This is a genomic window from Photobacterium sp. Ph5 (assembly GCF_022129445.1).
Classification (GTDB): Bacteria; Pseudomonadota; Gammaproteobacteria; order Enterobacterales; family Vibrionaceae; genus Photobacterium.
On record NZ_JADQAQ010000009.1, the window covers coordinates 2998 to 27696 of the forward strand.

Consider the following 24699-nt stretch of genomic DNA (forward strand, 5'->3'; position numbering starts at 1 on the left):
TCAACTGTATCTACATTATCATCAACTGTATCTACATTATCATCAACTGTATCTACATTATCATCAACTGTATCTATACTGATATCATCTTTATTTTTAGTGGTACTAATATCATTATCTCCACCCCCACACCCTAGCAAACTTAGCAATACTAAGGTATTCATTATAATATTTTTTTTCATTTGAAATCCTTATCGATATAAAAAGGACATACTTTATAAGTTAATTATATATAAATTAAACAAGAAAATAATTTTTTAGATTGATATAGAAAATATATAATGAAAAATTTATTCCTTTTAAGAAATATTTGAAGTTCACTCAACTAATCCTTTTTCTAATGCATATTTCGCCAACTCGGCTGTTGAATACAATTCAAGCTTATGTTTTATATTCTGACGATGCGTCTCAACGGTCCGATAACTAATCTCTAATGCTTTAGCAATTTGTTTACTACTTAATCCTTCTGCAACATGTTTAAGTACCCTTTCTTCGCGACGGCTCAAAGGATTAATATCAGGGCTTTTCACTGGTGAAGATACCTGAGTAAAAATAGTTTGGCTCGTCGTTTCACAAAAATATGTCGCTCCTTGATTCACCGTTTTAATCGCTTGAACCATTTTTTCTGCCGAAATTTCTTTCAACATATAGCCCATTGCACCAACCTGCATCACCTTCATGATATATTCACGGTTATCATGCATCGTTAACATCAATACTTTTGCATTAGGCAGTGTTTTTTTAATTTGCTCTGTTGCATCAATACCGTTCATGATGGGCATACTGATATCCATTAAAATAACGTCAGGTTGAAGATAACTGACGGTATCTAGTGCCTCTAAACCATTACTTGCAGTACCAATGACCTCGATATCAGGCTCTAATTGTAACCTTGCCATAAAACCATCAATCACCACTTGATGATCATCGACTATCACAATTTTAATCGTTTGTTCTGTCATACACTAAACCATCCAAGTTTAATAAAACGGTGAGTTCAGTACCAAATCCGGGCTCACTATTAAGATCAAACTCACCACCAATAAACTCCACTCGCTCGCGCATATTTCGCAAACCAATCCCTTTTAAATGATAACGATTTTGGCTATCAAACCCTTTTCCATTATCTCGAATAATCAATTGCAATAACTTTCCAAGTTGTTTCAAATGCACTTCAACATGCGTTGCATCTGCGTGCTTAACAATATTATTCAGTGATTCTTGTACTACTCGATAAAGTGTTGTTGCAACGTCAGAGTCTAGCTTTCCAGCCTTTGTATCAAATAACATATCAACTGATGTACCAGCGTGTGATTGATAGTCTTGTAATAATGTTGTGAGTGCCGCTTCTAAACCAATATCATCCAGAGAGCTTGGGCGTAATTTATGAGAAATATGTCTTACTTCATTAATTGCTAATGTTAATGAATGCATCGATTTATTCAGATAATCGACAAACTTTGCATCAATTGGTTGAAGACTGAGTAACTCTAAGTGACATTTACTTGAGACTAATAGCTGATTGATCCCATCATGTAATTCTCTTGCGACATGTTTTTTTTCAGCTTCCTGAAATAGTACAGTTTTATGCGCTAACTCTTTAAGATTTCTATCAGCCAATCGATGTTCATGTAAGTTAATTGCTAATGTGATCACGATAATCACTGCGACAGTTATTGTTAATATCACCACAATAGAAAAGAAGATCGTATCAATATTATGGTTAATCGCTTGCTGCATAGTCGCGACATCTTGGCTGACATCTTCAATATATAATCCGGTACCAATCATCCAATCCCACTTATCTAGCCATGCGGAATAACTCAACTTAGTAACCGTTTCACCCGTTGATGGTTTCTGCCATAAGTACTGATGATAACCACCACCACTTTGCGCTTGTGATAATAAGGCTGCAATTAAAAAATCGCCTTGTTCATCTTGTATATTAATAAGATTTTTACCAATCAACTCAGGCATGATCGGATGAACTAAATTCACTCCTTTTTTATCATAAACAAAAAAGTAACCATCTGTTCCATAACGTAAATTTGTCAATATTACTTTAACACGTTGTTGCGCTATACCAATATCAATTGCTGGATCATGGTAAATATGAGATATGGCATCGAGAGCAAGATCTACGCTATCTTTTAATGCTGCTTCTTTAGCATCAATTAAACTATCACGAAAAACAGTAACTTCTTTCTGGCCTAAGGTTTTTGCCTGATAAATCGATATCCAACTGATACTGGCGGTCACAATCAGTAACGGTAATAAGGTTAATAAGATCAGTTTTGCTTTTAATGGCATAGAAACCTCCAAACAGCAAAAAGCTGATGTTTTACCACCAGCTTATATTAACAACTTATTATCATTTTTTGCTTTTATAGATCACATTATCAATATTAACCCATGCCATAGAAATTCGGGAAGATCAAAATAGAAGCCAGTACCGCAATTTGAATAGCGATAAATGGCATAACTCCACGGTAAATATCACGTGTCGTGACACCTGCAGGTGCTACACCTTTCAAGTAAAACAAACTAAAGCCAAATGGTGGTGTTAAAAATGAAGTTTGTAAGTTCATCGCGACAAGTATGGCAAACCAAGTCATATTCAATCCCATCGCTTCGGCAACAGGCGCTAAAATCGGTACGATAATGAAACAGATCTCAACAAAATCGATAAAGAAGCCAAGAATTAAAATAACCAGCATAGTGATGATCAAAAATCCCCACTTTTCACCGGGTAGCGCCATCATCCATTCTTCAACTAAATAATCACCACCAGTGTAGGTAAATGCCATCGAAAATGCAGTCGCACCTAACAAAATAGCAAAAACCATTGCCGTGACTTTTACCGTTTCTTTTGCAGCCTCATAGATCATTTTCCAACTAAACATGCGATATAAAATTGCTAACACAATCGCGCCAAATCCACCTAATGCAGCAGACTCTGTAGGCGTTGCAATACCGGCAAAAATAGAACCTAACACCACGATAATTAACGTTAATGGTGGAATAACGGCTTTTAAAGCCGTGAAAACCTCTTGCGAACGACTAATACTGTCATCTCGCTCAATTGGCTGGGCCGCTTCAGGGTTAAATTTGGCGTAAATTAAAATATAAGCAACATACGCACCTACCAATACAAAACCCGGTAAAATAGCCGCCTGAAATAAATCACCAACAGGTACACCAAGCACATCACCTAGTAGTATTAATACAATCGATGGTGGAATAATTTGCCCTAATGTACCCGAAGCACAAATGGTTCCACACGCAAGGCCTTTATCGTAATTATATTTGAGCATAACGGGTAATGAGATAAGCCCCATCGCAACAACAGATGCCCCTACCACACCCGTTGATGCCGCTAATAATGCACCGACTAATACAGTCGAAATAGCAATACCACCACGAACGCCACCAAACAGACGCCCCATCGATTCTAATAATTGCTCAGCTAAACGGGTTTTCTGGAGTACTAAGCCCATAAAAACAAACAGTGGCACCGCCATAAGGACCGTATTTTCCATGATTGACTGAATGCGATAAGGCATAAATGCAAACATGTCGAAACCTTCAGCCCACACACCAAAAATTAAGGCTATTCCGCCGAAAGTAAATGCCACAGGAAAGCCCAGTAATAAGGCAAATAATGCGACAAAAAACATCACGATTCCGATCATTGACGTATTCCTTTACTGATCTTGTTTTAATACCGCGTGCTGCGGATTAAATAAGGTATTTAATGAGTGAACAACCAGCCCTAAACCGCTGATCGCCATTAAGCCAAATGAGAGAGGGATCATTGCTTTAATTATCCATCGATAAGCAAGACCACCTGGATCGCCAGATGTTTCTCCTAATGCATAGCTCTCTTTGGCGAAATCAATGCCATACCATGTCACCAGTAAACAAAAAGGTAGTAGAAAGAAAAGTGTACCTAAAATATCAATGATCGCTTGGCTTTTACGGGATAGACGCTCATAAAAAACATCAACACGAACATGTCCCGCAGAACGGATCGCGTAAGGAACGCCAAGTAAAAATACAGCAGAAAACAGGTGCCATTCCATTTCTTGAAGGGCAATGGAAACATCATTAAAAACATAGCGCATAACAACGTCATAAACGACATTAATTAATAATAATAGAAATAGAAGACTGGCTAACAAACCGAGTACATCACCAATACGATTAAAAAAACGCTCTAGCGTGATCAGACTTTTCATTCCTTACTCCATGGAGTCCTGCCAGATACGTATAACAGCGACCTTATATACATAAATGGCAGGATAAACGTCCTTGTTTAAAAAAGCTTACTGCGCTTGGCTATTAAGATAAGCACGATGCGAAATATTGGTCCATGAACGTACCTGATTTAAATAATCCGCTTGTGATTTTTGAATCGCTTTTGCTTGTGCATCTTTTTCTGCATGTTGTGCAAGAAGGCGATCATTCGCGTCACGTAATGCTTTCATTACTGCTGGCGGGAAATCTTTCACTTTTATATCAGGGTAGGTTTGCTGAATTGTTGACCAGTTTTTACCGCTTGCATGAGTGGCTTGTGTGTACATGTCATAAGCGGCTGTACGCATTGCAACACGTAAGATCTCTTGAAGATCGGCAGGTAGACGTTCCCATGTACGCTTATTGACTAAGAACTGTAATTCTGATCCTGGCTCATGCCACCCTGTGTAGTAATAAGGCGCTATTTTATGAAAACCCATACGCAAATCTAATGATGGGCCTACCCACTCAAGCGCATCAATAGTATTTCGTTCAAGTGAAGTATATAGCTCTCCTGGTGCAATATTGGTTGGTTTAGCACCAACTTCAGCAAGAATTTCACCAGCAAAACCAGGAATTCGCATTTTCAAACCTTTCAGATCATCAACGGTATTGATCTCTTTTTGAAACCATCCCCCCATTTGAATATCTGAGTTACCACCAGGAAATGAAAGCAAGTTATGAGGTGAATAAACTTGCTCCATCAGCTCCATACCACCACCATGATAGAACCACGCATATTGTTCAGCAGGCGTCATACCAAAAGGCATAGAGGTAAAGTATAAGGTATTTGGAACCTTACCCTTCCAGTAATACGAGCCTGAATGTCCCATGTCGTATTGACCAGATTTCACCATATCGAAGATACCGAGTGGTGCTTTGTGCTTATTGGCAGAGTCAATACGAATTTTCAAACGACCGTTAGACATTTTTTCTGCCATCGCCGCCATGTTCTTGGTCGCATCACCAAAGATCGGAAAATTGGGTCCCCATGTTTCGGCTAATTTTAAACGGTATACTTTTTCTGATGCTTGTACGCTTGTTGCCAACATAGCAACACACCCTAGTGCAACGATTAGGCTTTTTTTCACCACACGTTTCACTACGCTACCAATAATAGTCATTCACTCATCCTTGCTTTATATGATTAGGCTACAAAATGATGTTCAAACATACTTTGGCTTAACGCTATACAAGATAAAATGAGAAGGACTACGGATTAAAAGTTAAAAATCGTTAATAAAAACAAAAAATAAACCACGTATAAAATCGTATCTATAAAATTTAAATTATTATTTATCAATAATTTAAGTAAAAATAAACACTACGTATTTATACGTACTAATCCAGAATAACGATTCGCCGCACAAGATATAATTTATGTGAACTCAGCCCACTCATTTCATTCCCTATAACAATAAATTAGTTGAAATATGAAGCTTCATCTAATGTCATGGAAATGACAACTGTGGTAGGATCCCTCGAAATTAGCGTAATAACAAGTAAGTAATGTTAATTAAACGTTAAAAAACAGAATCAAGCACTATTAAATGTCATTACTATCAATGACATCACTGAGAGATATTTACATTGGTTGATCTATTAAAAGAAGTATTAGGCTGGACTTCCGTCGTCTTGTATATTCTGCTGACAATATTTAACAGCATGAAATTCACTCGTTATGCTGCTTTTGCATCGGCAACAAATGATACTGTTTGGTCAATTCTAATGGGATGGTGGCCGAAAGTAATTTTAAACCTCTCTGTTAACGCGATTAACACTTATCGCTATGTAAAAGATTTCACAAAAACAGGGAAGACAATTATTCACACACTCGCAGCCATTATGGCAACCGCTATTATATATATAACGTATGTTGCTATTAGTGCCTTCATTGCAGAACCAACGATTACTGTTGCATTACAATATTTAGATTTAGCGGTTATTGTTGCTGCGCTTTATATGACATCACTAAAAAATTATCGCATGTTAATGCTGACATCTGGTTTTGTTGGTATGGCAGGGTATTACGGTAACCCGCAAATGATGATAATCAAAGCATTAGTGATTGTTATCATGAGTTACAAGTTATATTCAACGCGCCATCAGACACAGGAACAACAGTTAGCTGAAAACCATTAATTAAACATTAAGATAATGCTAGCTGATTTATAAGCTGTAGAGTACAACGCTCTACAGCTTTTTTATTGCAACCATCACTTTACCTTTCTATTTCACCATCTACTCAATGACAAAATCAACGTGATCCTTTACAAAAACATATAGAATGTTATTCTGTATAAATACAGTACAGAATACCCTAAAGAGGACTTATGGATTTGTGGATGAAAAGAGTGATTACATGTAATGATTTTAATGGCGGTCGCTTCGAACTGACAGTGGTCTTTCCTCCTGAGTTCAAAACTTATGTGGATATCGAATCACAACACATTCAATCCCAATACCCTTCTTTAGCGTGTTTTAAAAAAGCCGTATTACCGATCATTTGCAATAATGAAGGTCGTCTAGTAAGTAGCGTACATATAAGTCGTAATCACTAAAAACAATATTAAACGACACAATGCTCACCTATAAATTCACATTCAATAGTTGGCGGTGGAATGAATAAGAAAAATTTAGCGATAATGGGATTAGTCTTGGCTTTTTCTAGCAGTGTTTACGCAGATAATTTTAATGATCGACGCCAAGAGATGCGTCAGGATCATCGACAAGATAACCGCGTTGAACGTCGGGTCGATCATAGAATAGATCGTCGTTGGGATAATCGATATTGGGGAAAGCCTGCTTTTTATCGAGCGAATACTCAATGGTATAGCTGGAAACACCCTATTGGATCAGTCATAGCGTTCAGTGTTTTTGTTAATGAGATGGGAAAGTTACAGAATAAACAAGGGCAGGAAGTGATTGTCGTTGGTAATGGTGGGAAAGTAAAAGAAACCTATGTTAGTCAAGATAACCAAGTGATCATTGTTACCTACTAATAATATCATTCAATTGAAGGCAGAAACCCTGTTCTGCCTTTTTATTTCTAGTAAAGCATAACTCGCAAGCATGTTATTTTAAACCTTAATCAATAATTGAAAAATGCCCAATCTCTTTATTATTATGGTTAGTAATAATGCCCTTTTCAGATTGCTCACAATACGTAAAATTGACGTCTAATGTGTCTACTTTACCGTTGATTAAAACATGTCGGCGCAATACATCTCCATTTAACTGATGCACAGATGCGTTCCAACTAAGATCATTAACATTGAAGTTGATAATCATAATATACCTCTTAAAATTGTAGCGTTGATGAATTCTAGCGATGACAATAGTAAAGCTAAATAATATCAACAGTTTTATAGCGTAATGAATTTTTAATGAAGATAATGAGTACAGCGATTAGCAAAACTGCTAGGGAGTAAAACAAAGAAGAGTAAAGTTTTTCGAAGAGTGTAGCGTAGAAGGTTTTTTGATTAAGTGGTGTAACAATTTACACCACTTAGAAATCTTATAGAAACTATAAAATTAAAGAGCTACAACGTTTGCAGCTTGAAGACCTTTTTGGCCTTGCTCTACTTCAAAAGACACTTTTTGGCCTTCAGCAAGAGTTTTGAAACCTTCAGAAGCGATAGCACGGAAGTGAACGAATACGTCAGCACCGCCGTTGTCTTGAGTAATGAAACCGAAACCTTTCTCTTCGTTGAACCACTTAACGATACCAGTTGACTTAGACATAATGTGTCCCTTATATAAAATTCATAGAAAATATCGCAAAATTGCGATGCACTGAAAGCTTGAATTATTAAATATGATGAAGCGAAGGAAACACAAAGGTACAACTAAACGAAGATACTTCTGGGGATTTTCTTTAACTTAACTTTTATTAATAACTCTGAACAACAGAGCAACGACATAATCACATTAAACAGTTAGACTGTAAACTCTTTTTTATTAAAAAATCACAAATAAAATATAACATACTGATTTAAAATATAATTTATTTTATTTTCCCAAAAAAAAGCAGATCGTTACTGATCTGCTTTTTTTGCTATCACATTGATTAATGGACATTTACATTTTTTACTATTGGTTGCGTTTTCTTAAACTTAAACAATGTTAAGAGCGGTAATAGCACAATGTAAGAAACAAAGATAAAGCCAAAGGTATAAACAAAAGCAAGCAGTGTTGATTGCTGATGCAATAATTCACTGACTTGAGCGATAAAATGAGGATCCGTCACAGTTGTATGCTGCATCATTGCTTGCTGCTGTAACTGCGGATTACTTAATGTTAAATCTGCACCTAAAGCATGCCACTCTCGTTGCTCTGTACGTGTAAAATACGTATTAACAATAGAGATACCGAATGACCCACCAATGGTTCGGCAAAGGTTGAAAATAACTGCACCACCAACGGTATCGGCATGACTCAATGTTCGATAAGCCATTTGACTCAATGGTGCAAATACAAGCCCCATACCTAACCCTTGCACAATAGATGGCATTAATACCCAGTAATAATCAATATTCATTGAATATTGCATCATTAAGTATGTACCAAGGATATTAAAACCGAGCCCTACTGCCACTAGCATACGTGGATCTAATCGATCCATGAACCTCGCTATCACTAATAGTACAATGGCAGAGGTTAATCCCCTCGGTGCCATGGCAAAACCTGTCGCTTCTACAGGATAATGCAGTAACTGCTCTAGCATCATAGGCTGTAATTGGGTAATGCCAAACATCCCCATTGAGAAGCCAGCCATCATTAGACAAGAAACAGCAAGGTTTCTATCTTTAAGTAGCCACATAGGGGCGACATCGCCTTTCGTGATCCATGAGCGCGCAATAAAGAAAATCCACGCAATCACACTGATCACAGCCGAGAATAGAATAAGGTTAGATTCGAACCACCCTTCTTCATTACCTCTGTCTAACACCATTTGTAACAGCCCAATACCGATAGTCATACCTATCACTAAAGGCCAATCTAATTTGCTCTTACCGCGTCCATCTAACTTCACAAAGAAATAAAGCAGAGATAAGCAAATCAAACCAATTGGAACGTTAACGTAAAAAATCCAGCGCCAATCCATATTTTCAGTGATAATACCGCCAACAGTCGGACCTAAAATCGGACCCAGTAAGATCCCGACACTGAATAACGCCATTGCTTTACCACGCTCTTCAGGCGGATAAATTTGTACCATGATAGATTGTGATAATGGGATAACTGATGCCCCAAACGCGCCTTGGAAAATCCTGAAAACCACCATCTCAGCAAGGCTGTCAGCCTGTCCACATAAAGCAGACATCACCACAAAACCCGCGACAGAAAATAGTAATAATTTACGCACTCCAAACTTTAGCGCTAAATAACTCGCTAACGGTATGAAGATTGCCTCAGCCATCGAATATGAGGTTAAAACCCATGTTACTTGCTCAGAAGTTACGCCTAACGCTCCCATCATATGAGGCAAAGCAACATTCGCGATAGTCATGTCTAACAGCACCATAATGGCGGAGAGCATGACAGCAAAAGTGATCAACAACCGATTGGCTGGCGTTAACGTCGCACCTGTCATTACTTCGTCTCTGCTAACGTATCAATAGTGACTTCAGCACTCGCTCCAACACGAAGCAAAGGCTTACCTTTTAAATCATCGAAGTGAATACGAACAGGAAAGCGTTGAGGGACTTTAACCCAGTTACCCGTTGCATTTTCAGGAGGGAGTAATGAAAATGATGAGCCACTTGCTGGTGATAATGCAATAACATGACCTTGATATGTCACATCTGGGTACATGTCTAAAACAATGCTGGCTTTCATACCTTGTTTTAATAAACCAATTGATTTTTCTTTATAGTTAGCTTGAAGCCACGCTGTATTATCTTCAATTAAAGGCATTACGGATAATCCAGGCGATACAATACTACCAGGACGCACACTCACCTTACCTAAGCGACCATCATAAGGAGCATAAATATTAGTATAAGATAAATTCAATGTTGCTTGGCTTAATGCTGCAGCTGCTTGTTTTACTTGAGGCGCTTCATCACCTTTAGCTCCTTGCTGATTAATTAACTGACTCATTTTAGCGCGTGCGGCTTCTAATGCCGTTTGAGCAGAAGCTAATTTGGCTTTAGCATCATCACCTTGCTGTAAAGGTAATAGTTTACGATTTACTAAATCCATCACTCGACGGTAATTTTTTTGCACATCAACAAGCGTAGCGTCTGCTGATCGCACATTAGCACTTGCCGCTAAAATTGCATCATCTGTCGCTTTGTTTTGCTGTGTCGCGACTTCATACGCTGCTTTTGCTTTTTCAAGCTCAATTTCAAATGGTGCCGGATCGATAGATAACAATAAGTCACCTTCTGCGACATGTTGGTAATCACTTACATTAACCGACATGACTTTGCCACTTATTTGTGGTGCAACATATAATATATTGGCATGTACATAGGCATCATCAGTAGCGGGATATAATTTTTGATGGCGCACATAAAAATACCCTGCTGTACCTAACAGTGCAGCTAAAATAATAAAAATAAAGAGGTTACGGAACAGATGTGAATTACTTTCTGACGCCTGAAGTTGTTCAGACGGTGAGATATCAGTCGTTGCCATTAAAATATCCTATTTAGCTGAAATATCGCTAAATTTGAGTCTAAATAATAAATATATATTGTTGAAATAAATAACGTATTTACAAATCACTTCCCCAAAAAGCAGGTTGGGGTTTTGTAAAATCTAATTGCGAAGATATTAACCACTCTCTTAATGCTAGTGGGTATAAATTGCTCGTTACCAAATCTTCTCTTTTTAGCCAGAAATAATCGATATGAGCTTCACAACTTTGAATGTTATCAACATTACTCTCTGTTTCTGATGACAATAAAAATAACAAGCATAGTTCAGTATTTAACTCTTTCCCTATCTGCCAATTGTTTTCTACCGCCCCCAAAAAACAATCAATATTAACCGTCAAGTTTGCTTCATCATGCAATTCACGAATCACCGTTGTTGTTGCTGATTCTTTTGCATCAATATGTCCACCAGGTAAAAATGTTTTGTCATCACCTTTAACTCGTGTCACAAGCACGGCATCATCGTTTAATAAAATACCGCGAGCAGTTGAGTGAAAATGCATATTAAAGCCTTTTTATTATATGAGTTTCATAATCCATAGCTGAATATTCACTCATAGTTTGAGAGTAATAACTTATAAATTACAAATCCGAAAAGAACTTACCGATTAATCTATTCTATATATCTAAATATAGTAAGAGATCTAATAGTATACGAAAAAACAACACGTTCTCTTAACTTTTAGTCAATCATTTGTGCAATGTAATATGCCGAAATAAGATACTTAGAGTATCATTCTAATAAATAACATCATTTTATAACTAATTTTGACTAAATATAAAAAACGCTGATACTTTCATATCAGCGTTTTTATTTAAATAGGCATCACTTAAATACTGACTTTGTCGACCAAATATAGAATTGAACGGTATTCTATTCCGCTATGCTCAGATAGTCCTAATTCACAAGTGCGGCTATTTGAATAACCTTCCGTACAACCTACAGGAACTTGGCGTTTCAACGGTGCCAACGCACTAGCATTCAGTTCAGGCTTAGTAAAACCTTTATCGCCAGCAAAACCACAGCAAGTAATATCATCTGGAATAATCACTGCCTTCGCACAAGCTTTTGTGACTTTTTCCATCACCCCAGCTAACCCTTTACGGCGTGATGTACAGGTAATGTGTAACATCACAGGATCTTCTTGCTGTGTTATGGTTAATTTTGGTAACACATAATTTGCAACAAATTCGAAAGGCTCATAGATTTTAATTTCACTGCGTAGTGTTTCTTTTCCTGTACTTGCACAAGGGCTGGTATCCATTAGTACAGGATAGGTTCCTTGGCTAGACGCTTCCCATAGCGCATTTTCTAATTGTTGTGCCTTGTTCGCTGCAGTTTCCGGAAAACCTTTACTGGTATATGGCATACCACAACATTGATTGTTCAAATCCTTCGGCATAACAACCTCATAGCCCGCTTTTTCAAGCAAGGAAATTGTTACATCCATAAGTGGACGAGGATCTGTCGCTTTAGCTTCAGTACCCATTGTTCGTGCTGAACAGCTTGGAAAATAAACTATCTTTTCACGTCCAACCTTTTTGATCGTTAGTATCTCAGTTGATTTCGCGGCCAAAGGCATATGTGATGACCACATTGGAATACGATGACCAGACAATTTATACGCTGCTTTTGTCAGTTTACGCATATTTTTAGTACCAAGTACTTTATGCATGCCTCCCGCTACTGTTAAACCTGTCTTCGCCACCATTGTCACAGTACTAAAATGATCAGCAGTCCAATTCGCAATTTTTTTAGCTCTATCAGTGTGATTTTGGCGTAATTTGCGAACAAGCTCGCCAGTATTTATCCCAACAGGGCACCGATCGGCACATAATCCTGTTGCAGCACAAGTATCTAGCCCGTAGTAACGGTAAGTTTTTTCCATTTGAGCAAGACGGCTAGGATCTTCGTTAGTCTTTCTTAAGCGAGAAATTTCACGAAATACAGTATTACGTTGGCGTGGGGTTAACGATAAATTACGAGAGGGACAAACAGGCTCACAAAAACCACATTCAACACACTTATCAATCAACTCATCTGCTTCAGGCATCCCTTTAAGGTTTTTGATATGTGACTCTTTATCGTCATTAATGATCACGCCAGGGTTTAAAATGCCACGCTTATCAAAAATACGTTTAATGTTTTGCATTAATTGATAACCATCAGAACCCCACTCAAGCTCAATAAACGGTGCCATATTTCGCCCCGTACCATGCTCTGCTTTTAATGATCCTTTATAATCAACAGCAACTAACTGAGCCACTGCATCCATAAAATCACTATAACGCGTTATTTCTTCTTTATTATCAAATGATTGAGTAAATACAAAGTGTAGATTTCCCGCCAATGCGTGACCAAAAATGATCGCTTCGTGATAATTAAACTGGGTAAATAACCCCTGTAACTCACGTACTGCTGGGGCTAACTGTTCAATAGGAAAGGCAACATCTTCAATGATCACTGTGGTCCCAGTCTCTCGCACAGCACCCACAGATGGAAATAGCTCTTTACGGATCCCCCATAACTGCTCACAGATTTGTGTATCACGACTAAAATCAACTTGGGCTATTGGTGAGAAGCCATTGATAATCTTTAGTAATTGCTCTACTTGTTGCTGTAAAGCAGCCTCGCTCTCAGCATGAATTTCGATCAATAATGCCGCAGCTTCAGTATCACCTTTCTCACCAAGTTCGGCGATAAAACTTGGCATGCCCGGTTTATCCGCCACTGATGCTAAAGAACGGCTATCCATTAATTCAACTGCAGCAACTGAGGTTTTGCTCAACTCACTTACCGCAAGGCAAGTTATTTCAATATCACTAAAAACAAACAATCCAGAAGCTTTGTGTGCATGATTAACAACCGTGTTATAAGTCACATCAGCAATAAAACCTAATGTGCCTTCTGAACCAATAAAAAGGTGTTGTAAAACGTCAATTGGATCGTCAAAGTCAATCAGCGAATTAAGACTATAACCTGTGGTATTTTTTAAACGGTATTTATGACGGATTTTTGCTGCAAGTTCACTGTCTTCCTGGCACTGGGTAACAAGTGTCGTCAACTCATCAATCATCTCTACATGACTGAGTTTAAAAGCCTCAACACTGGCACTATCTAACGTATTTAATACAGTGCCATCAGCTAATACAACTGTCATTCCAGCAACTGTACGGTAGCTATTTTCAGAAGTTCCACAGCACATACCTGATGCATTGTTGGCAACAATACCGCCGATCTTACATGTATTAATAGAGCCTGGATCAGGGCCAATTTTACGACCTAATGGTGCTAAATAAGCATTAACTTCTGCTCCAATAATCCCAGGCTGAAGCCAAATCTGTTCGCCATCATTTAGTATTTTGTAATCACGCCAATTTCGAGTCAGCGTGATTAAGACAGAGTCAGACTGCGCTTGACCAGACAAGCTGGTACCTGCAGCTCTAAATGTCACAGAAATTTCTCGCTCATAACAAGTTTTAACCGCAAAAATAACCTCTTGCAAACTATCCAATTGAAGGACGACTTGAGGCGTTAAACGGTAGAAACTGGCATCCGTACCATAAGCAAGTGCAAGTGTTGGATCGGTGATAATACGGGTTTTATCTATTTGTTGTTCTAATTGCGCAATCAGATCAAGGTAGGGCTGCTGCATCATGGCTCCATGTATATATACGAGTTAATCGTTTTATTTTTTATAGGTATATTCTACTTTGCTCTGTATAGTTGATATATATTGCCTAATTCACATGTTTGTTGAAAAAAGTACACTAATAGATGAAAACGACGAATAATCTACTCCTTTTTTATCACCTGATTGATAAAGGCTCCTTTAGCAAGGCTGCCGAGCACATTGGCTTAACAAAATCAGTGGTTAGTAAACGTATCACAGCACTTGAACAAGTGTTAGGCGTTCAGCTTATTTATCGGACCACGCGCAAATTGACACTGACAGAAGCTGGTGATGTTTTTTATCATCATGCGAGAGAAGTCTACAATGCGGTTCAAAATGCAGAAGACGCAATGAGCGGGTTAGGTGAAAGCTTAACAGGTAAGATCCGTATTACTGTCCCTACCATTTCGGGCGAACTTATTTTACCCGAAGCAATTGCAGCATTTAGCCGTCAATATCCTGATATTCATATTGAAATGGATCTCGACAATCGCTTTGTTGATTTAGTACAGGAAGGATTTGATATTGCGATAAGAACAGGCGCAATGCCAGATTCAAGCTTTATTGCCCGTCAATTAGTGCAAGCCCGTTGGGTGATATGTGCATCCCCCTGTTATATCAAACAACATGGCATTCCAAATCAACCCTATGACTTAGAACGTCATAATTGTTTGGGCTATAGTTTTCAAGAAACAGGCGCGAATGAATGGTTAATTGAAGATAGATTAGGTCTTCATACCGTCAAAGTTAAGGGTAACTTTACCACTAATAACGCCTCCGCTTTACGCGGTGCAGCACTACACGGACAAGGTTTAGTCTATGTTCCTAAAGTCTTAGTCGCAGAAGATCTTAAACAAGGCGTACTCGTTGAAGTGCTAACCGATTATGTCGCGAAATCATTAGGTATTTATGCGGTATATCCGTATACCAAACAACAACCGATGAAAGTGAAACTTTTTATTGAACATATCTACCAGTATTATCAAAAATACCGAAATACCTTTAAATAAAGAAAACACAATTTAATTGATCGCCATCACTTCATACCAAATGACTTTATTACCAATATGAACATCGATTTCTTCACCAATTTCACGACCAATCAATGCATCACCAAAAGGTGAAGTGGGTGTCACTATCGTCACCGTATTATTATCAACAGTTAAAACTAATCCACCAGCACTCGGGCCCAAAAACACAAAACGCATGTTATCGTTTTCATCTGCTAACGTTACAATATGCCCTAACAATACTGTCTCAAAGCTTTGAGGTAAGTTAGCTTGTAATATTTGATAAGCTGTGACGTCAGCTTTGCATTCTTCCACTCTTTGCGCTTGACCATGCGCTAAATAAGAAGCTTCCAGCGCTAATGTGTCATATTGATTTTCAGCAACATTCTCATCATCTGTCGCAGTATTGTATGCACGTAAAGCAGCTTCCGTTGCAGCTTGTAACGTTTGTTGTAATCTTACTTGGATCGCATCCAGTAACGTCTGTTTATTCATGGGTAATAATGCCTAAGACTCGTTAACGACGGCAGTATAACCTAGCCTATTTTTATCCCCAAATAGAAACGCCCCACATCATGCAGGACGTTAACATTACCTAGCCGCTGAATGTTTATTAGAATTTATAATCAACAGTCCACATTACTTGTTCAGCACCTTTTAAGCGGGTATCGCCTACTTTAAAATTTTGATCGAGGTAACGGTAGGTAATATCCGATGAAATATTATCCGTTAGTTGCATCATTGCACCTAGTTGCCCTCCCCAAACAAAATCAGTAGAGCTCTTTTTACCACCTTCTTTATGCGACACTTTATTATGTGCAGCCCCCATCGATGCACCGGCAAAAAGATTGATATTAGAAGTTACAGGTACTAGGTAATCGTATGAAGCTAAATACAGATCTTGCTTATGTTTTGCTTTCACGCTATCGACGCCAGCTTCAGAGAAATTGAATCTGTCTTTTTTATAACCGTAAGTTGCCATTAAACGGTGGTGATCATCAACAATAACACCACCACGAATTTGATAGCTGGCATCTTCACTGTGCATCTTATGAGGGCCTTTAAAATTATCAAGTTGATAACCCACACCACCACCTATAAATGTTTCCACATTCGTCGCCATCGCTGGTGCCGATACAATGCCTGCTAATACCAATGTAGATAAAATAGACTTTTTCATAATTTTATTCCTAACTTATTGTTATAAATGAAAGTAAAAACCTAAGGGGAAGGTTAACTAGCTTTCAAAATGTCTGTGTCTTTTCGTTAGCAACAAAACTAAAGCACTTCTCCTGAATAAAAACTTAACAAACAATCCACCTTTTTGTTACCCAAATACAACCTGAATACAGCTAACTTTAAGCGTCTATAAATCACTTCAAGTGTAAGTTTTTATTTCAAAATACATAAAAATTAATGATAGAGAGTGTAAATAGAAAAGCCTTTATAGGTTCATCTAGATACTTTTTAACGGCTGTATTGCTTATTATCTATCGCACATACTGTCAATGCGTCGCTCAGAGAGTCCATTTCCATTTATATTGAACTTAGTTCCAAAATAGTATTTCGCTATTTACTCTAACCACAAAAATTTATTATTAATAACGTAATAACTAAAGTTCACCGCTTGAAACACGATAATAATGATATGAGCACAATCAATGAACAACCAAACTCAAGCATTACGAATAACGAAATAATGAAAAAACCAATAAAGACACGATTGACTCTGCGTATGATCAGTGTCTTCTTACTACTGGGAAACGCCGCACCACTCTATGCACTTTCACCTATTCACTTGCTCAACTATGTTGATTCATATGGCAATGTCTCATTAAGAAATAGTGGAGATATACAATTACCCGACCCTCTTGTGATCACTGGTAATTTGAATCTTGAAAGAAGTAAAATTTCACAACTACCACGCAGCCTGACTGTAAATGGTAATCTTAATCTTGCTTACACTGAAGTTGAGTATCTACCATTGCTATTTAACGTCGATGGGTTCGTTAACCTTGCTCATTCAAAAATCAAAGAACTGAACTATGGTATGAGAGTGAAAGGCGATCTCAGTTTAATGGGAACAGAAATACAAAAGCTACCAGATAATCTTTATGTCAAAGGTGATTTATACTTAAACAATAGCAAGATAACTGAACTCCCTAATCAGATTATCGTTGATGGCAATATCTACATTAGAGGTACTAAAATAACTAATATTCCAGATAATGCGAAAATAAAAGGCCATATTATCAATTAATAAATCGTTAGATTACTTTAGGCATCGCAAGGCAAACGTTTGCTTTTAAATTTAAATAAATCTCAAATTATAGTTAGACGCAGCTTTTAAATATAAGAAAGCCAGAAATTTTTATTTATTTCTGGCTACTGATACTCAATAAGTATTTATTATTACACTATTAAGATTTTGAACATTTAACAGAGAAATTGCTAAATGTATAAGACTCTCTGAATCACCTTAAAGAAAGCCTTTCTGTTAGCATTGATTATGCTTTTTCAACTTTAGTAGTTTGATTTTTATAGTAAAACCACTGTCTACGGTTACGTGTTTTCATTTAAAACCTCTCATTTATCTTCTATGAGCAAGGTTGATATCACTAAAAATTAATACCGTTCTTACTCTTTACTTATCTGTTCTACTTAAACAACTTGATATGACATAAACATGACATATCAATTGTTTTCTTGTGAACATCTTTTTTTTATCAATATATCTTAGGCTGAAAACTATCAGAAAAGTTCACACTAGCTTATTAATAATAATGTTATAGATATGGGTTCGATAGGAAGTATTGAAATGCAACCATAGCTGAATATTATCAGCTACGTTTTCTAACTTAAAAAACCTCGAACAATTTATATCAACGATTTAATATATGTATCTTTCGCTCATTTGACAACCACTAAAATACATTTTTTTGTGATTCAACTCTTTATTTTATTATATAAATGCTCATATTCTATTAATGACAATCTTAACCCATTGCAAAATAAGCATATTTTTATACAAAACGACAGTTTATATAAACCCACTACTACGTAAAAAATTCTCATCCAAACAACTAATTCTCACTGTTCATTGTTAATGTCATTACAGATCCATTCTTTTTACCCCTAACAACAATTAAAAACATTCCTTTATGGATTAAATATTGACTTTCAATCCTTTATTGTTAATGGTATGTTAAATAAAATCAGGTGCAATGGAGACGATAATGACGATTCATACCGTTACTTTAGAAGTAACCGCTAATGTACCTAAAACAGTTCTCTTTGCATTACTTTCTGATCACGCTAAATTAGGTCGTTTTTTTAATGCTGAATACTCGTTGATCCGCTCTGGAAAACCAGAAACTAATGGAATTGGTGCTATCCGAGAGGTCACTCAAGGCCCATTTACATATCAGGAACAGATTATTGATTTTAAAGAAAATGAGCACATCCATTATCAAATAATTCAAGGCGCTCCAGTTAATGAACATGGCGGATGGATAAAATTTAAAAGTATCAATGCAACGCAAAGTCAAATTCATTACCACATTACTTTTTCACCAAAAATTAAAGGCACGGGCTGGTTAATCAAATATCAAATACAGCACTTTTTAAAACAAGCACTCACTAACCTGATCCAACACAGTGAGGATATGTGGAGATCCACACCTACAGTGAACGCTTATGCACGAAATACAACCTCAAAAAATAACGTTTCAACTAAAGCCCGTATCAAATAAGGGCAATAGCATAATCGCGATCAATTATACATTTTTGTTTTTTACTTCAGCTACATGCACCCTTATCGCATAATCTTTGATCAAATCGAGGATTTATCTTTCACAATACGTTTTAATAGCTCAATTATATGACCTTGTTTGCACTAATAACTTGTGAGAGGCCGTTAAAACAATGAATCAATCACAACCACTATTAACAACTGATAGATTAATACTTCGCCCGCTGCAACTCTCAGATACAACAAAGATCCAACAGTTGGCAGGCAATATCGATATTGCGAATAGTACTATTAGTGTACCTCATCCCTACTCTGATGGTATGGCTGGAAAATGGATTGGCAAACATTTAGCCGGTTGGCTGACTCAACATTCTGCAATTTTTGCCATTACATTAAAATCAAACCATCAACTAATTGGCTGTGCCGGACTTGAAAATATACAAAATGGTAGCGGTCAATTGGGTTACTGGATTGGAGTGCCTTACTGGGGAAATGGATATTGCACAGAAGCGGTTGAACGTATTAAAGATTTTGGTTTTAAACGATTACAGCTAAAACATATTTATGGTCGCCACAGTAAAAGTATTACCGCTCCTGCAAAAGTAATGCTCAAAGTGGGTATGTATCCTGTTGATAAACTTTCTATTACTTCTATTGATAATATAAATGATGACATATCATTGTATGAGATCACAACACTTGCATAATATCTGCAATCTAACGACACTGTCTAATAGATTTCATTATAGTAGTCTCCTTAATCATCCCCGTATTGATGGGAGGCTTTAGTGTTAGAGTGTGACTTTCTGGTTATTGGCGCAGGAATAGTTGGATTAAGTACAGCATGGGAACCCTCCTTATCTAGCTAAAGTACAGAGCTATTACCCTCAATTAACGCTCTCTGATTTACAACCTTACCCTTGTGGGATACGAGCTCAAGCGGTGAATAAACAAGGCCAACTGATTGATGATTTTATGTTTCATCAAACAGCATTAAGTCTTGTCGTATGCAACGCACCCTCTCCAGCTGCTACGTCATGTTTTCCTATCGCTCAGTATATTGTTGATAAGCTACGCTGTGAGTGAGTGATGTTTTTGATATACTCGACTGCATCAAAATTATCATAAGTAAGGGATCTTGCAGTGAAAAGCCCATGTGTTGCCAAATGTAAAAATAGTGATGGTATCTGTAGTGGTTGCTTACGCACAATGAAAGAAGTTATCGAATGGCAAAACTTTGATGATACTAAGCGAGAATCAGTTATGGCTGAAATTAAAGGGATGCCTGAGACTCATTTTTGCCCAGAATGTCATGAGCCCGCCCATTGCGATATCAGTGCTGGAAAAACAACGTGTTGGTGTTTCGAATTAGATAAGCGCGATACTGCAAATTGCCCATCTGGGCAGTGTTTATGTCGTCAGTGTTTATCAAAAAAACCTCTCGCTTAATAATACATTTAGATCGCTTTAAACGCCTTTGATCACTAGGACAGTGAAATGACATTTAAGCTTAATAAAAGAAAAGCACAAATACTTGATGAGGCCATTACACACTGGGAACAAGAAAAACTTGTAAGTATGGAACAAAGTGAAAATTTACGACAAAGTTACCAAGTCGCAAATTTTGATTGGAAACTACTTGCCGTCTATTCTTTCTGGGTAGCTATTGCCTGTTTTATTCTCTCCGTCATTTTATTAGTCGCTGATGACTATCTAATGTCATTACTGGCTAAATTAATTAATACTCCGGCTAGTGTTTTAACTGTTATTACCGCATTTTTATCTGCCGGATTTTACTACTTAGGTGTTAGGAGACGTGCCAAATTCCCTGAAAAAAGTATTAGCAATGAAGCGATTTTCTTTTTTGGTGTTTTACTCACAGCAGTTTCTGTTGGCTTTTTAAGTAAAACCACATTCGCTGAACATTGGCGAGAAAGCCTATTTATTGCCATTCCTGCCATCATCTATTGTGGGTTGGGTATCAAGTTAAGATCGGTTTTAATTTGGTTATTTTTCTTATTAAGTGCAGGGCTTTATTTACTCTCAGAAACGTCCTATTTAAGTGATAGCCATTACCTCTTTTTAGGAATGAATATACCACTACAATTTACTTGTTTTGGCGCTATTATTATATTAATTAGTCTGTTATTTCCTAAAATAAAAATTGTAAAATCGCTAACAGAAGCAACACGTTTTGCTGGACTGTTCTATTTTTTCACCTCTTTATGGCTACTGACTATATTCGGTAACTATGACAGTTTTCATGAGTGGTCACAGATAAAACAAGTGGAGTTATGGACATGGAGTCTTTTAGCTTTAGCCTGTTGTACTATCGCAATTGTTATTGGCATTAGAACGAATGATGTCATGACGCGTACATTCGGTATTACTTTTATGTTGATTGTGCTGTATACGGAGTACTTCACATATTTCTGGGGCGAGATCCATAAAGCACTTTTCTTTGCAGTACTTGCTCTTAGCTTTTGGTTTATTGGCACACGAGCTGAAAAGTTATGGCAACCCAATAAGTAAAAAACGTATATTTTACGGGATAGTATGGTACTAACGTATAAAGCTATCCCGTTATAAAAATTATTGTCTACATCGCTATCGATGATACGCAATATACTGCTTGGTTTTTTCTAACCCCATATACTTAGCAAGCGTCTTTTCTGCGACCAAACGTAAATCCACCACAATTAAGCCATCTAACGCATCATTAAAAGCAGGATCAATATTAAAACAAAGCAACTTACCATTTAAGCCTAGATATTGTCTTAATAAAACAGGAACACCTTTCTTTTCGTTATCTAATCGACTCACAACTTTGGAAAGCAGTTGAATATCAGTAAGCGCTGCCAATATATCGGGATGATGATAGCAACGTTCACCTTTTGGTAAAGGATAACTAGGCTTTACCAACGTTGCTACCTGCTGATCGTAATGATGTACTTCTAAACTTGCCGCTAATAACTGACGAGCTTCTAAACTATAATCATTACTTATACTCACAGGACCAAATAAGTGCGTATATTGAGGGTTGCGATAGACAAATTCACATATTCCTTTCCATAGTAATAATAGTGCGCTAAGGCTACGCTGATAAGGCTGCGCAACAACAGAGCGTCCTAACTCCAATGACTTACCTAACTGTTTAACTAACGCTTGATCATAATTAAACAAGGTTCTTGAATATAATCCTTCAATCCCTTGTTGTTGTATAATTTGATCAGATGCGCCTAATCGATATGCACCAACTACCTGCTGTTGCTCTTTATCCCATACAAATAAATGATAATAAAAGTCATCAAACTGATCTAAGTCTAACGCTTTTCCAGTGCCTTCTCCGACGGCCCTAAAATTAACTTCTCGCACTCGACCAATTTCTTTTAATAAATGTGGTGCGTCTGTGGCTGTAGTGCAATAAACATCAAAGCGAGTATTTTCAATAAGCTTCTGATCATGAGGTAAATGTGCAATTTCTATTGCTAATAATTGAGCAGGGATTGGTGGATGAATCGCAGCTACTTCAGCATTCAATATTGTTTCTTGTTTTGTTGACGGAGATAAATAAGTTGAACCTAACAGATAAGTATTAAGCCGTAAGTAATTAACTAGTTGATAGTCATCTTTAATATTCTTCACTTCCGAATAGTGTATGGCTTCACCGATCGCTAACCCTATACATTGTTGACGTTTATTTAGCATCTCTCGCCCAAGCATCGCAGTACGTAATAATGGATGAATTTTCCCTGCTAAATAAAACTTTTTACTATTTTCACCATTAATAAAAATCGGTACAACAACGGCTTTATGACGACGAATAAAGCGACTTACAGAGCGATTCCAACTTTTATCGACTAACCGTTTTTTTTGATCTTTAGTCGATACCTCTCCAGCTGGAAATACCAATAATAAGCCCCCCTCAGCAAGATGATGATCAGCTTCCCTTACCGCTTTTGCATTTGCTTTAACTGTTGATTTATTTTCAAAAACATCGACGCCAATAAACAAGGGAGCTAATTCAGGCACACTTTTTAAATATTCATTAGCCAAAATTTTTATATCTGAGCGTACTGAGAGAAGAAGCTCAGCAAGAATAATGCCTTCCACGCCACCAAGTGGATGATTCGCGACAATCAATGTTGCCCCTTGCTGTGGGATTGTTTGTATCGAACCTTGTTGGACTTGATAATCAATACCCAAGGATTCCAACGCATAACGCACAAAAGTGGTTCTATCTGAGTCAATGGGGCGTTTTAAATAATATTGATTAAGTTGTTTGAGCCCAGTAACCCATTCAGCCACGTTCTCAGCAATACCTAATGGCGTTTTTCTTGGAAGCAAAAAAGGCGTGTTCGTTTCCATACTTTCACCGCAAATCACAGAATTTGGTGTCAGTATAAAAAGGATAAATGACGGAGGGGTTTCAATCTATTGCCGTTTTAATGACAAAAATAAAGCCACTTTTTAGTGGCTTTATGATAGTAAATGGTATTTAAACGTTATCTGTAACAAAGTAGATACTCAAAAGGTGGATATGTTATTTCACTGCTTGCATTTCAAGATTATAAAGACGGATCTCATGTAATACACGCTCTGTCAGGATCTCATTCATGTTGTCACGAACTGACGCTTGCATTTCCGATATAGCAGGAAACACATTCTCATGCATTTCATCTAAACACTCCTTTGATACCTTCATTTTTAAATCAAACTCAAAAGATGCTAGAGCTAAAAACTTCTCCATTCGCTCTAAAACGACATCAATCATGTATTGATCTGCATTTAAATCAAGCAGTTCCTGCTCAACAATGGTTTCTAAAGGTGTCCGTTCTTTCGGTTGTTCTTTTACTGGAAAAGTAAGAATATTCGACATAATATCCTCCCATAGACAGTAACTGTGAAGTCCCTAACAAATTTCCCTGTAACAATACCGTTACATTTATCCTATGTGTATTTATTCATTCTGAAAAGCACAATTTTGAAAAAACGTTATAAATATAACATTTTTAAAATTTAACTCTCAGCTCTACAACCTAATAAAAACCTTAACAAACAAATAGATAATTAAATTAAAACAAATATAAACTTTTCTCATTTTTTTTTCGTATAACTGCTGAAGATAATCAACATTGCTCGCTTTTTATGCGTTTATTCTAACAATACATTTTTGATTTGGAGCCTTGTAGCGCCACTTATCCGAGTTACTCAAGCCGTATCTCGGTTTTTTTTACCTTAAATATGGGAAAATATTATATTTACTCTAAATATCAAACGCTTTAGTGAAAATACGACATTTT

Annotated in this window: 24 protein-coding genes and 2 pseudogenes; 10 read left to right on the forward strand and 16 right to left on the reverse strand. The window is 37.1% G+C overall.

The genetic code is table 11. The annotated features are described in order from the left end of the window. From I3259_RS05475 to I3259_RS05500, 6 genes and pseudogenes are all read right to left on the reverse strand, one after another. Nucleotides 1–182: pseudogene (locus I3259_RS05475) on the reverse strand (hypothetical protein); the annotation flags it as partial. 135 nt (nt 183–317) lie between these two features. Beyond that, nucleotides 318–962: a response regulator transcription factor gene (locus I3259_RS05480; RefSeq protein WP_238028698.1), complete on the reverse strand. Its 645-nt coding sequence runs from the start codon at nt 960–962 to the stop codon at nt 318–320. After that, the gene (locus tag I3259_RS05485) at nt 943–2310 is read right to left on the reverse strand and encodes a cache domain-containing protein (protein ID WP_238028699.1); all 1368 of its coding nucleotides are present in this window, start codon (nt 2308–2310) and stop codon (nt 943–945) included. The genes I3259_RS05480 and I3259_RS05485 overlap by 20 nt, the downstream gene beginning before the upstream one ends. A 95-nt stretch (nt 2311–2405) precedes the next feature. Then, on the reverse strand, nt 2406–3692 hold the full coding sequence (locus I3259_RS05490; RefSeq protein WP_238028700.1) for a TRAP transporter large permease subunit: 1287 nt from the start codon (nt 3690–3692) through the stop codon (nt 2406–2408). 12 nt (nt 3693–3704) lie between these two features. Next, on the reverse strand, nt 3705–4238 hold the full coding sequence (locus tag I3259_RS05495; RefSeq protein WP_238028701.1) for a TRAP transporter small permease subunit: 534 nt from the start codon (nt 4236–4238) through the stop codon (nt 3705–3707). An 87-nt stretch (nt 4239–4325) separates the two neighbouring features. Beyond that, nucleotides 4326–5420: a TRAP transporter substrate-binding protein gene (locus I3259_RS05500; RefSeq protein WP_238028702.1), complete on the reverse strand. Its 1095-nt coding sequence runs from the start codon at nt 5418–5420 to the stop codon at nt 4326–4328. A 466-nt stretch (nt 5421–5886) separates the two neighbouring features. Between I3259_RS05500 and I3259_RS05505 the strand changes: the two genes are divergently transcribed. From I3259_RS05505 to I3259_RS05515, 3 genes are all read left to right on the forward strand, one after another. Next, nucleotides 5887–6438, forward strand: a complete 552-nt coding sequence (locus tag I3259_RS05505; RefSeq protein WP_238028703.1) for a hypothetical protein — start codon at nt 5887–5889, stop codon at nt 6436–6438. A 203-nt stretch (nt 6439–6641) separates the two neighbouring features. Then, nucleotides 6642–6857 (forward strand): hypothetical protein, encoded by a 216-nt coding sequence (locus I3259_RS05510; RefSeq protein ID WP_238028704.1) that lies wholly within the window; start codon nt 6642–6644, stop codon nt 6855–6857. Nucleotides 6858–6917: 60 nt separating this feature from the next. Beyond that, nucleotides 6918–7298 (forward strand): hypothetical protein, encoded by a 381-nt coding sequence (locus I3259_RS05515; protein ID WP_238028705.1) that lies wholly within the window; start codon nt 6918–6920, stop codon nt 7296–7298. Between the two features lie 85 nt (nt 7299–7383). On the opposite strand, the gene I3259_RS05520 is transcribed toward I3259_RS05515, so the two are convergent. From I3259_RS05520 to I3259_RS05545, 6 genes are all read right to left on the reverse strand, one after another. Beyond that, nucleotides 7384–7587 (reverse strand): hypothetical protein, encoded by a 204-nt coding sequence (locus tag I3259_RS05520; protein WP_238028706.1) that lies wholly within the window; start codon nt 7585–7587, stop codon nt 7384–7386. Between the two features lie 243 nt (nt 7588–7830). Continuing rightward, complete coding sequence (locus I3259_RS05525) at nt 7831–8040, reverse strand: cold-shock protein (RefSeq protein WP_005364106.1); 210 nt, start codon at nt 8038–8040, stop codon at nt 7831–7833. A gap of 325 nt (nt 8041–8365) precedes the next feature. Then, complete coding sequence (locus I3259_RS05530) at nt 8366–9892, reverse strand: DHA2 family efflux MFS transporter permease subunit (RefSeq protein ID WP_238028707.1); 1527 nt, start codon at nt 9890–9892, stop codon at nt 8366–8368. Continuing rightward, nucleotides 9892–10941 (reverse strand): HlyD family secretion protein, encoded by a 1050-nt coding sequence (locus I3259_RS05535; RefSeq protein WP_238028708.1) that lies wholly within the window; start codon nt 10939–10941, stop codon nt 9892–9894. The genes I3259_RS05530 and I3259_RS05535 overlap by 1 nt, the downstream gene beginning before the upstream one ends. Before the next feature lie 79 nt (nt 10942–11020). After that, nucleotides 11021–11464, reverse strand: a complete 444-nt coding sequence (locus tag I3259_RS05540; protein ID WP_238028709.1) for an NUDIX domain-containing protein — start codon at nt 11462–11464, stop codon at nt 11021–11023. A gap of 327 nt (nt 11465–11791) precedes the next feature. Beyond that, on the reverse strand, nt 11792–14617 hold the full coding sequence (locus I3259_RS05545) for an FAD-binding and (Fe-S)-binding domain-containing protein (RefSeq protein ID WP_238028710.1): 2826 nt from the start codon (nt 14615–14617) through the stop codon (nt 11792–11794). Nucleotides 14618–14739: 122 nt separating this feature from the next. On the opposite strand from I3259_RS05545, the gene I3259_RS05550 reads away from it, so the two are divergent. Beyond that, nucleotides 14740–15645, forward strand: a complete 906-nt coding sequence (locus I3259_RS05550; RefSeq protein WP_238028711.1) for a LysR family transcriptional regulator — start codon at nt 14740–14742, stop codon at nt 15643–15645. A gap of 12 nt (nt 15646–15657) precedes the next feature. On the opposite strand, the gene I3259_RS05555 is transcribed toward I3259_RS05550, so the two are convergent. Together I3259_RS05555 and I3259_RS05560 are read right to left on the reverse strand one after the other, a co-directional pair. Continuing rightward, nucleotides 15658–16140 (reverse strand): GreA/GreB family elongation factor, encoded by a 483-nt coding sequence (locus I3259_RS05555; RefSeq protein ID WP_238028712.1) that lies wholly within the window; start codon nt 16138–16140, stop codon nt 15658–15660. A 118-nt stretch (nt 16141–16258) separates the two neighbouring features. Further along, nucleotides 16259–16825, reverse strand: coding sequence for an outer membrane beta-barrel protein (locus I3259_RS05560; protein ID WP_238028713.1), 567 nt, complete (start codon nt 16823–16825; stop codon nt 16259–16261). A gap of 447 nt (nt 16826–17272) precedes the next feature. Here I3259_RS05560 and I3259_RS05565 point away from each other — a divergent pair, with 447 nt between their 5' ends. The 6 genes and pseudogenes from I3259_RS05565 to I3259_RS05590 all read left to right on the forward strand — a co-directional run bounded on the left by I3259_RS05565 (nt 17273) and on the right by I3259_RS05590 (nt 21928). Next, nucleotides 17273–17905 carry a hypothetical protein gene (locus I3259_RS05565; protein ID WP_238028714.1) on the forward strand — a complete coding sequence of 211 codons (633 nt, stop codon included), beginning with the start codon at nt 17273–17275 and terminating at the stop codon, nt 17903–17905. A gap of 976 nt (nt 17906–18881) precedes the next feature. Continuing rightward, a complete protein-coding gene (locus I3259_RS05570; protein WP_238028715.1) occupies nt 18882–19397 on the forward strand; it encodes an SRPBCC family protein in 516 nt (171 codons plus the stop codon). A 172-nt stretch (nt 19398–19569) separates the two neighbouring features. Next, nucleotides 19570–20103 (forward strand): GNAT family N-acetyltransferase, encoded by a 534-nt coding sequence (locus I3259_RS05575; RefSeq protein WP_238028716.1) that lies wholly within the window; start codon nt 19570–19572, stop codon nt 20101–20103. 151 nt (nt 20104–20254) lie between these two features. After that, nucleotides 20255–20482 (forward strand): annotated as a pseudogene (locus I3259_RS05580) (L-2-hydroxyglutarate oxidase); the annotation flags it as partial. Nucleotides 20483–20539: 57 nt separating this feature from the next. Then, the gene (locus I3259_RS05585; protein ID WP_238028717.1) at nt 20540–20845 is read left to right on the forward strand and encodes a DUF1289 domain-containing protein; all 306 of its coding nucleotides are present in this window, start codon (nt 20540–20542) and stop codon (nt 20843–20845) included. 48 nt (nt 20846–20893) lie between these two features. Further along, nucleotides 20894–21928, forward strand: a complete 1035-nt coding sequence (locus I3259_RS05590) for a hypothetical protein (RefSeq protein WP_238028718.1) — start codon at nt 20894–20896, stop codon at nt 21926–21928. A 75-nt stretch (nt 21929–22003) separates the two neighbouring features. Here the strand turns inward: I3259_RS05590 and I3259_RS05595 are convergent, their stop codons facing one another. Then, nucleotides 22004–23764: a GNAT family N-acyltransferase gene (locus tag I3259_RS05595; protein ID WP_238028719.1), complete on the reverse strand. Its 1761-nt coding sequence runs from the start codon at nt 23762–23764 to the stop codon at nt 22004–22006. A 175-nt stretch (nt 23765–23939) separates the two neighbouring features. Beyond that, nucleotides 23940–24275, reverse strand: a complete 336-nt coding sequence (locus I3259_RS05600) for a hypothetical protein (RefSeq protein ID WP_238028720.1) — start codon at nt 24273–24275, stop codon at nt 23940–23942. Between the last annotated feature and the right edge of the window lie 424 nt (nt 24276–24699).

Bases quoted from the DNA above. Each gene is read 5' to 3' on its own strand.
- I3259_RS05480 (WP_238028698.1), bottom strand. From the start codon at position 962: ATGACAGAACAAACGATTAAAATTGTGATAGTCGATGATCATCAAGTG.
- I3259_RS05485 (WP_238028699.1), bottom strand. From the start codon at position 2,310: ATGCCATTAAAAGCAAAACTGATCTTATTAACCTTATTACCGTTACTG.
- I3259_RS05490 (WP_238028700.1), bottom strand. From the start codon at position 3,692: ATGATCGGAATCGTGATGTTTTTTGTCGCATTATTTGCCTTATTACTG.
- I3259_RS05495 (WP_238028701.1), bottom strand. From the start codon at position 4,238: ATGAAAAGTCTGATCACGCTAGAGCGTTTTTTTAATCGTATTGGTGAT.
- I3259_RS05500 (WP_238028702.1), bottom strand. From the start codon at position 5,420: ATGACTATTATTGGTAGCGTAGTGAAACGTGTGGTGAAAAAAAGCCTA.
- I3259_RS05510 (WP_238028704.1), top strand. From the start codon at position 6,642: ATGAAAAGAGTGATTACATGTAATGATTTTAATGGCGGTCGCTTCGAA.
- I3259_RS05515 (WP_238028705.1), top strand. From the start codon at position 6,918: ATGAATAAGAAAAATTTAGCGATAATGGGATTAGTCTTGGCTTTTTCT.
- I3259_RS05520 (WP_238028706.1), bottom strand. From the start codon at position 7,587: ATGATTATCAACTTCAATGTTAATGATCTTAGTTGGAACGCATCTGTG.
- I3259_RS05525 (WP_005364106.1), bottom strand. From the start codon at position 8,040: ATGTCTAAGTCAACTGGTATCGTTAAGTGGTTCAACGAAGAGAAAGGT.
- I3259_RS05530 (WP_238028707.1), bottom strand. From the start codon at position 9,892: ATGACAGGTGCGACGTTAACGCCAGCCAATCGGTTGTTGATCACTTTT.
- I3259_RS05535 (WP_238028708.1), bottom strand. From the start codon at position 10,941: ATGGCAACGACTGATATCTCACCGTCTGAACAACTTCAGGCGTCAGAA.
- I3259_RS05540 (WP_238028709.1), bottom strand. From the start codon at position 11,464: ATGCATTTTCACTCAACTGCTCGCGGTATTTTATTAAACGATGATGCC.
- I3259_RS05545 (WP_238028710.1), bottom strand. From the start codon at position 14,617: ATGCAGCAGCCCTACCTTGATCTGATTGCGCAATTAGAACAACAAATA.
- I3259_RS05550 (WP_238028711.1), top strand. From the start codon at position 14,740: ATGAAAACGACGAATAATCTACTCCTTTTTTATCACCTGATTGATAAA.
- I3259_RS05555 (WP_238028712.1), bottom strand. From the start codon at position 16,140: ATGAATAAACAGACGTTACTGGATGCGATCCAAGTAAGATTACAACAA.
- I3259_RS05560 (WP_238028713.1), bottom strand. From the start codon at position 16,825: ATGAAAAAGTCTATTTTATCTACATTGGTATTAGCAGGCATTGTATCG.
- I3259_RS05570 (WP_238028715.1), top strand. From the start codon at position 18,882: ATGACGATTCATACCGTTACTTTAGAAGTAACCGCTAATGTACCTAAA.
- I3259_RS05575 (WP_238028716.1), top strand. From the start codon at position 19,570: ATGAATCAATCACAACCACTATTAACAACTGATAGATTAATACTTCGC.
- I3259_RS05590 (WP_238028718.1), top strand. From the start codon at position 20,894: ATGACATTTAAGCTTAATAAAAGAAAAGCACAAATACTTGATGAGGCC.
- I3259_RS05595 (WP_238028719.1), bottom strand. From the start codon at position 23,764: ATGGAAACGAACACGCCTTTTTTGCTTCCAAGAAAAACGCCATTAGGT.
- I3259_RS05600 (WP_238028720.1), bottom strand. From the start codon at position 24,275: ATGTCGAATATTCTTACTTTTCCAGTAAAAGAACAACCGAAAGAACGG.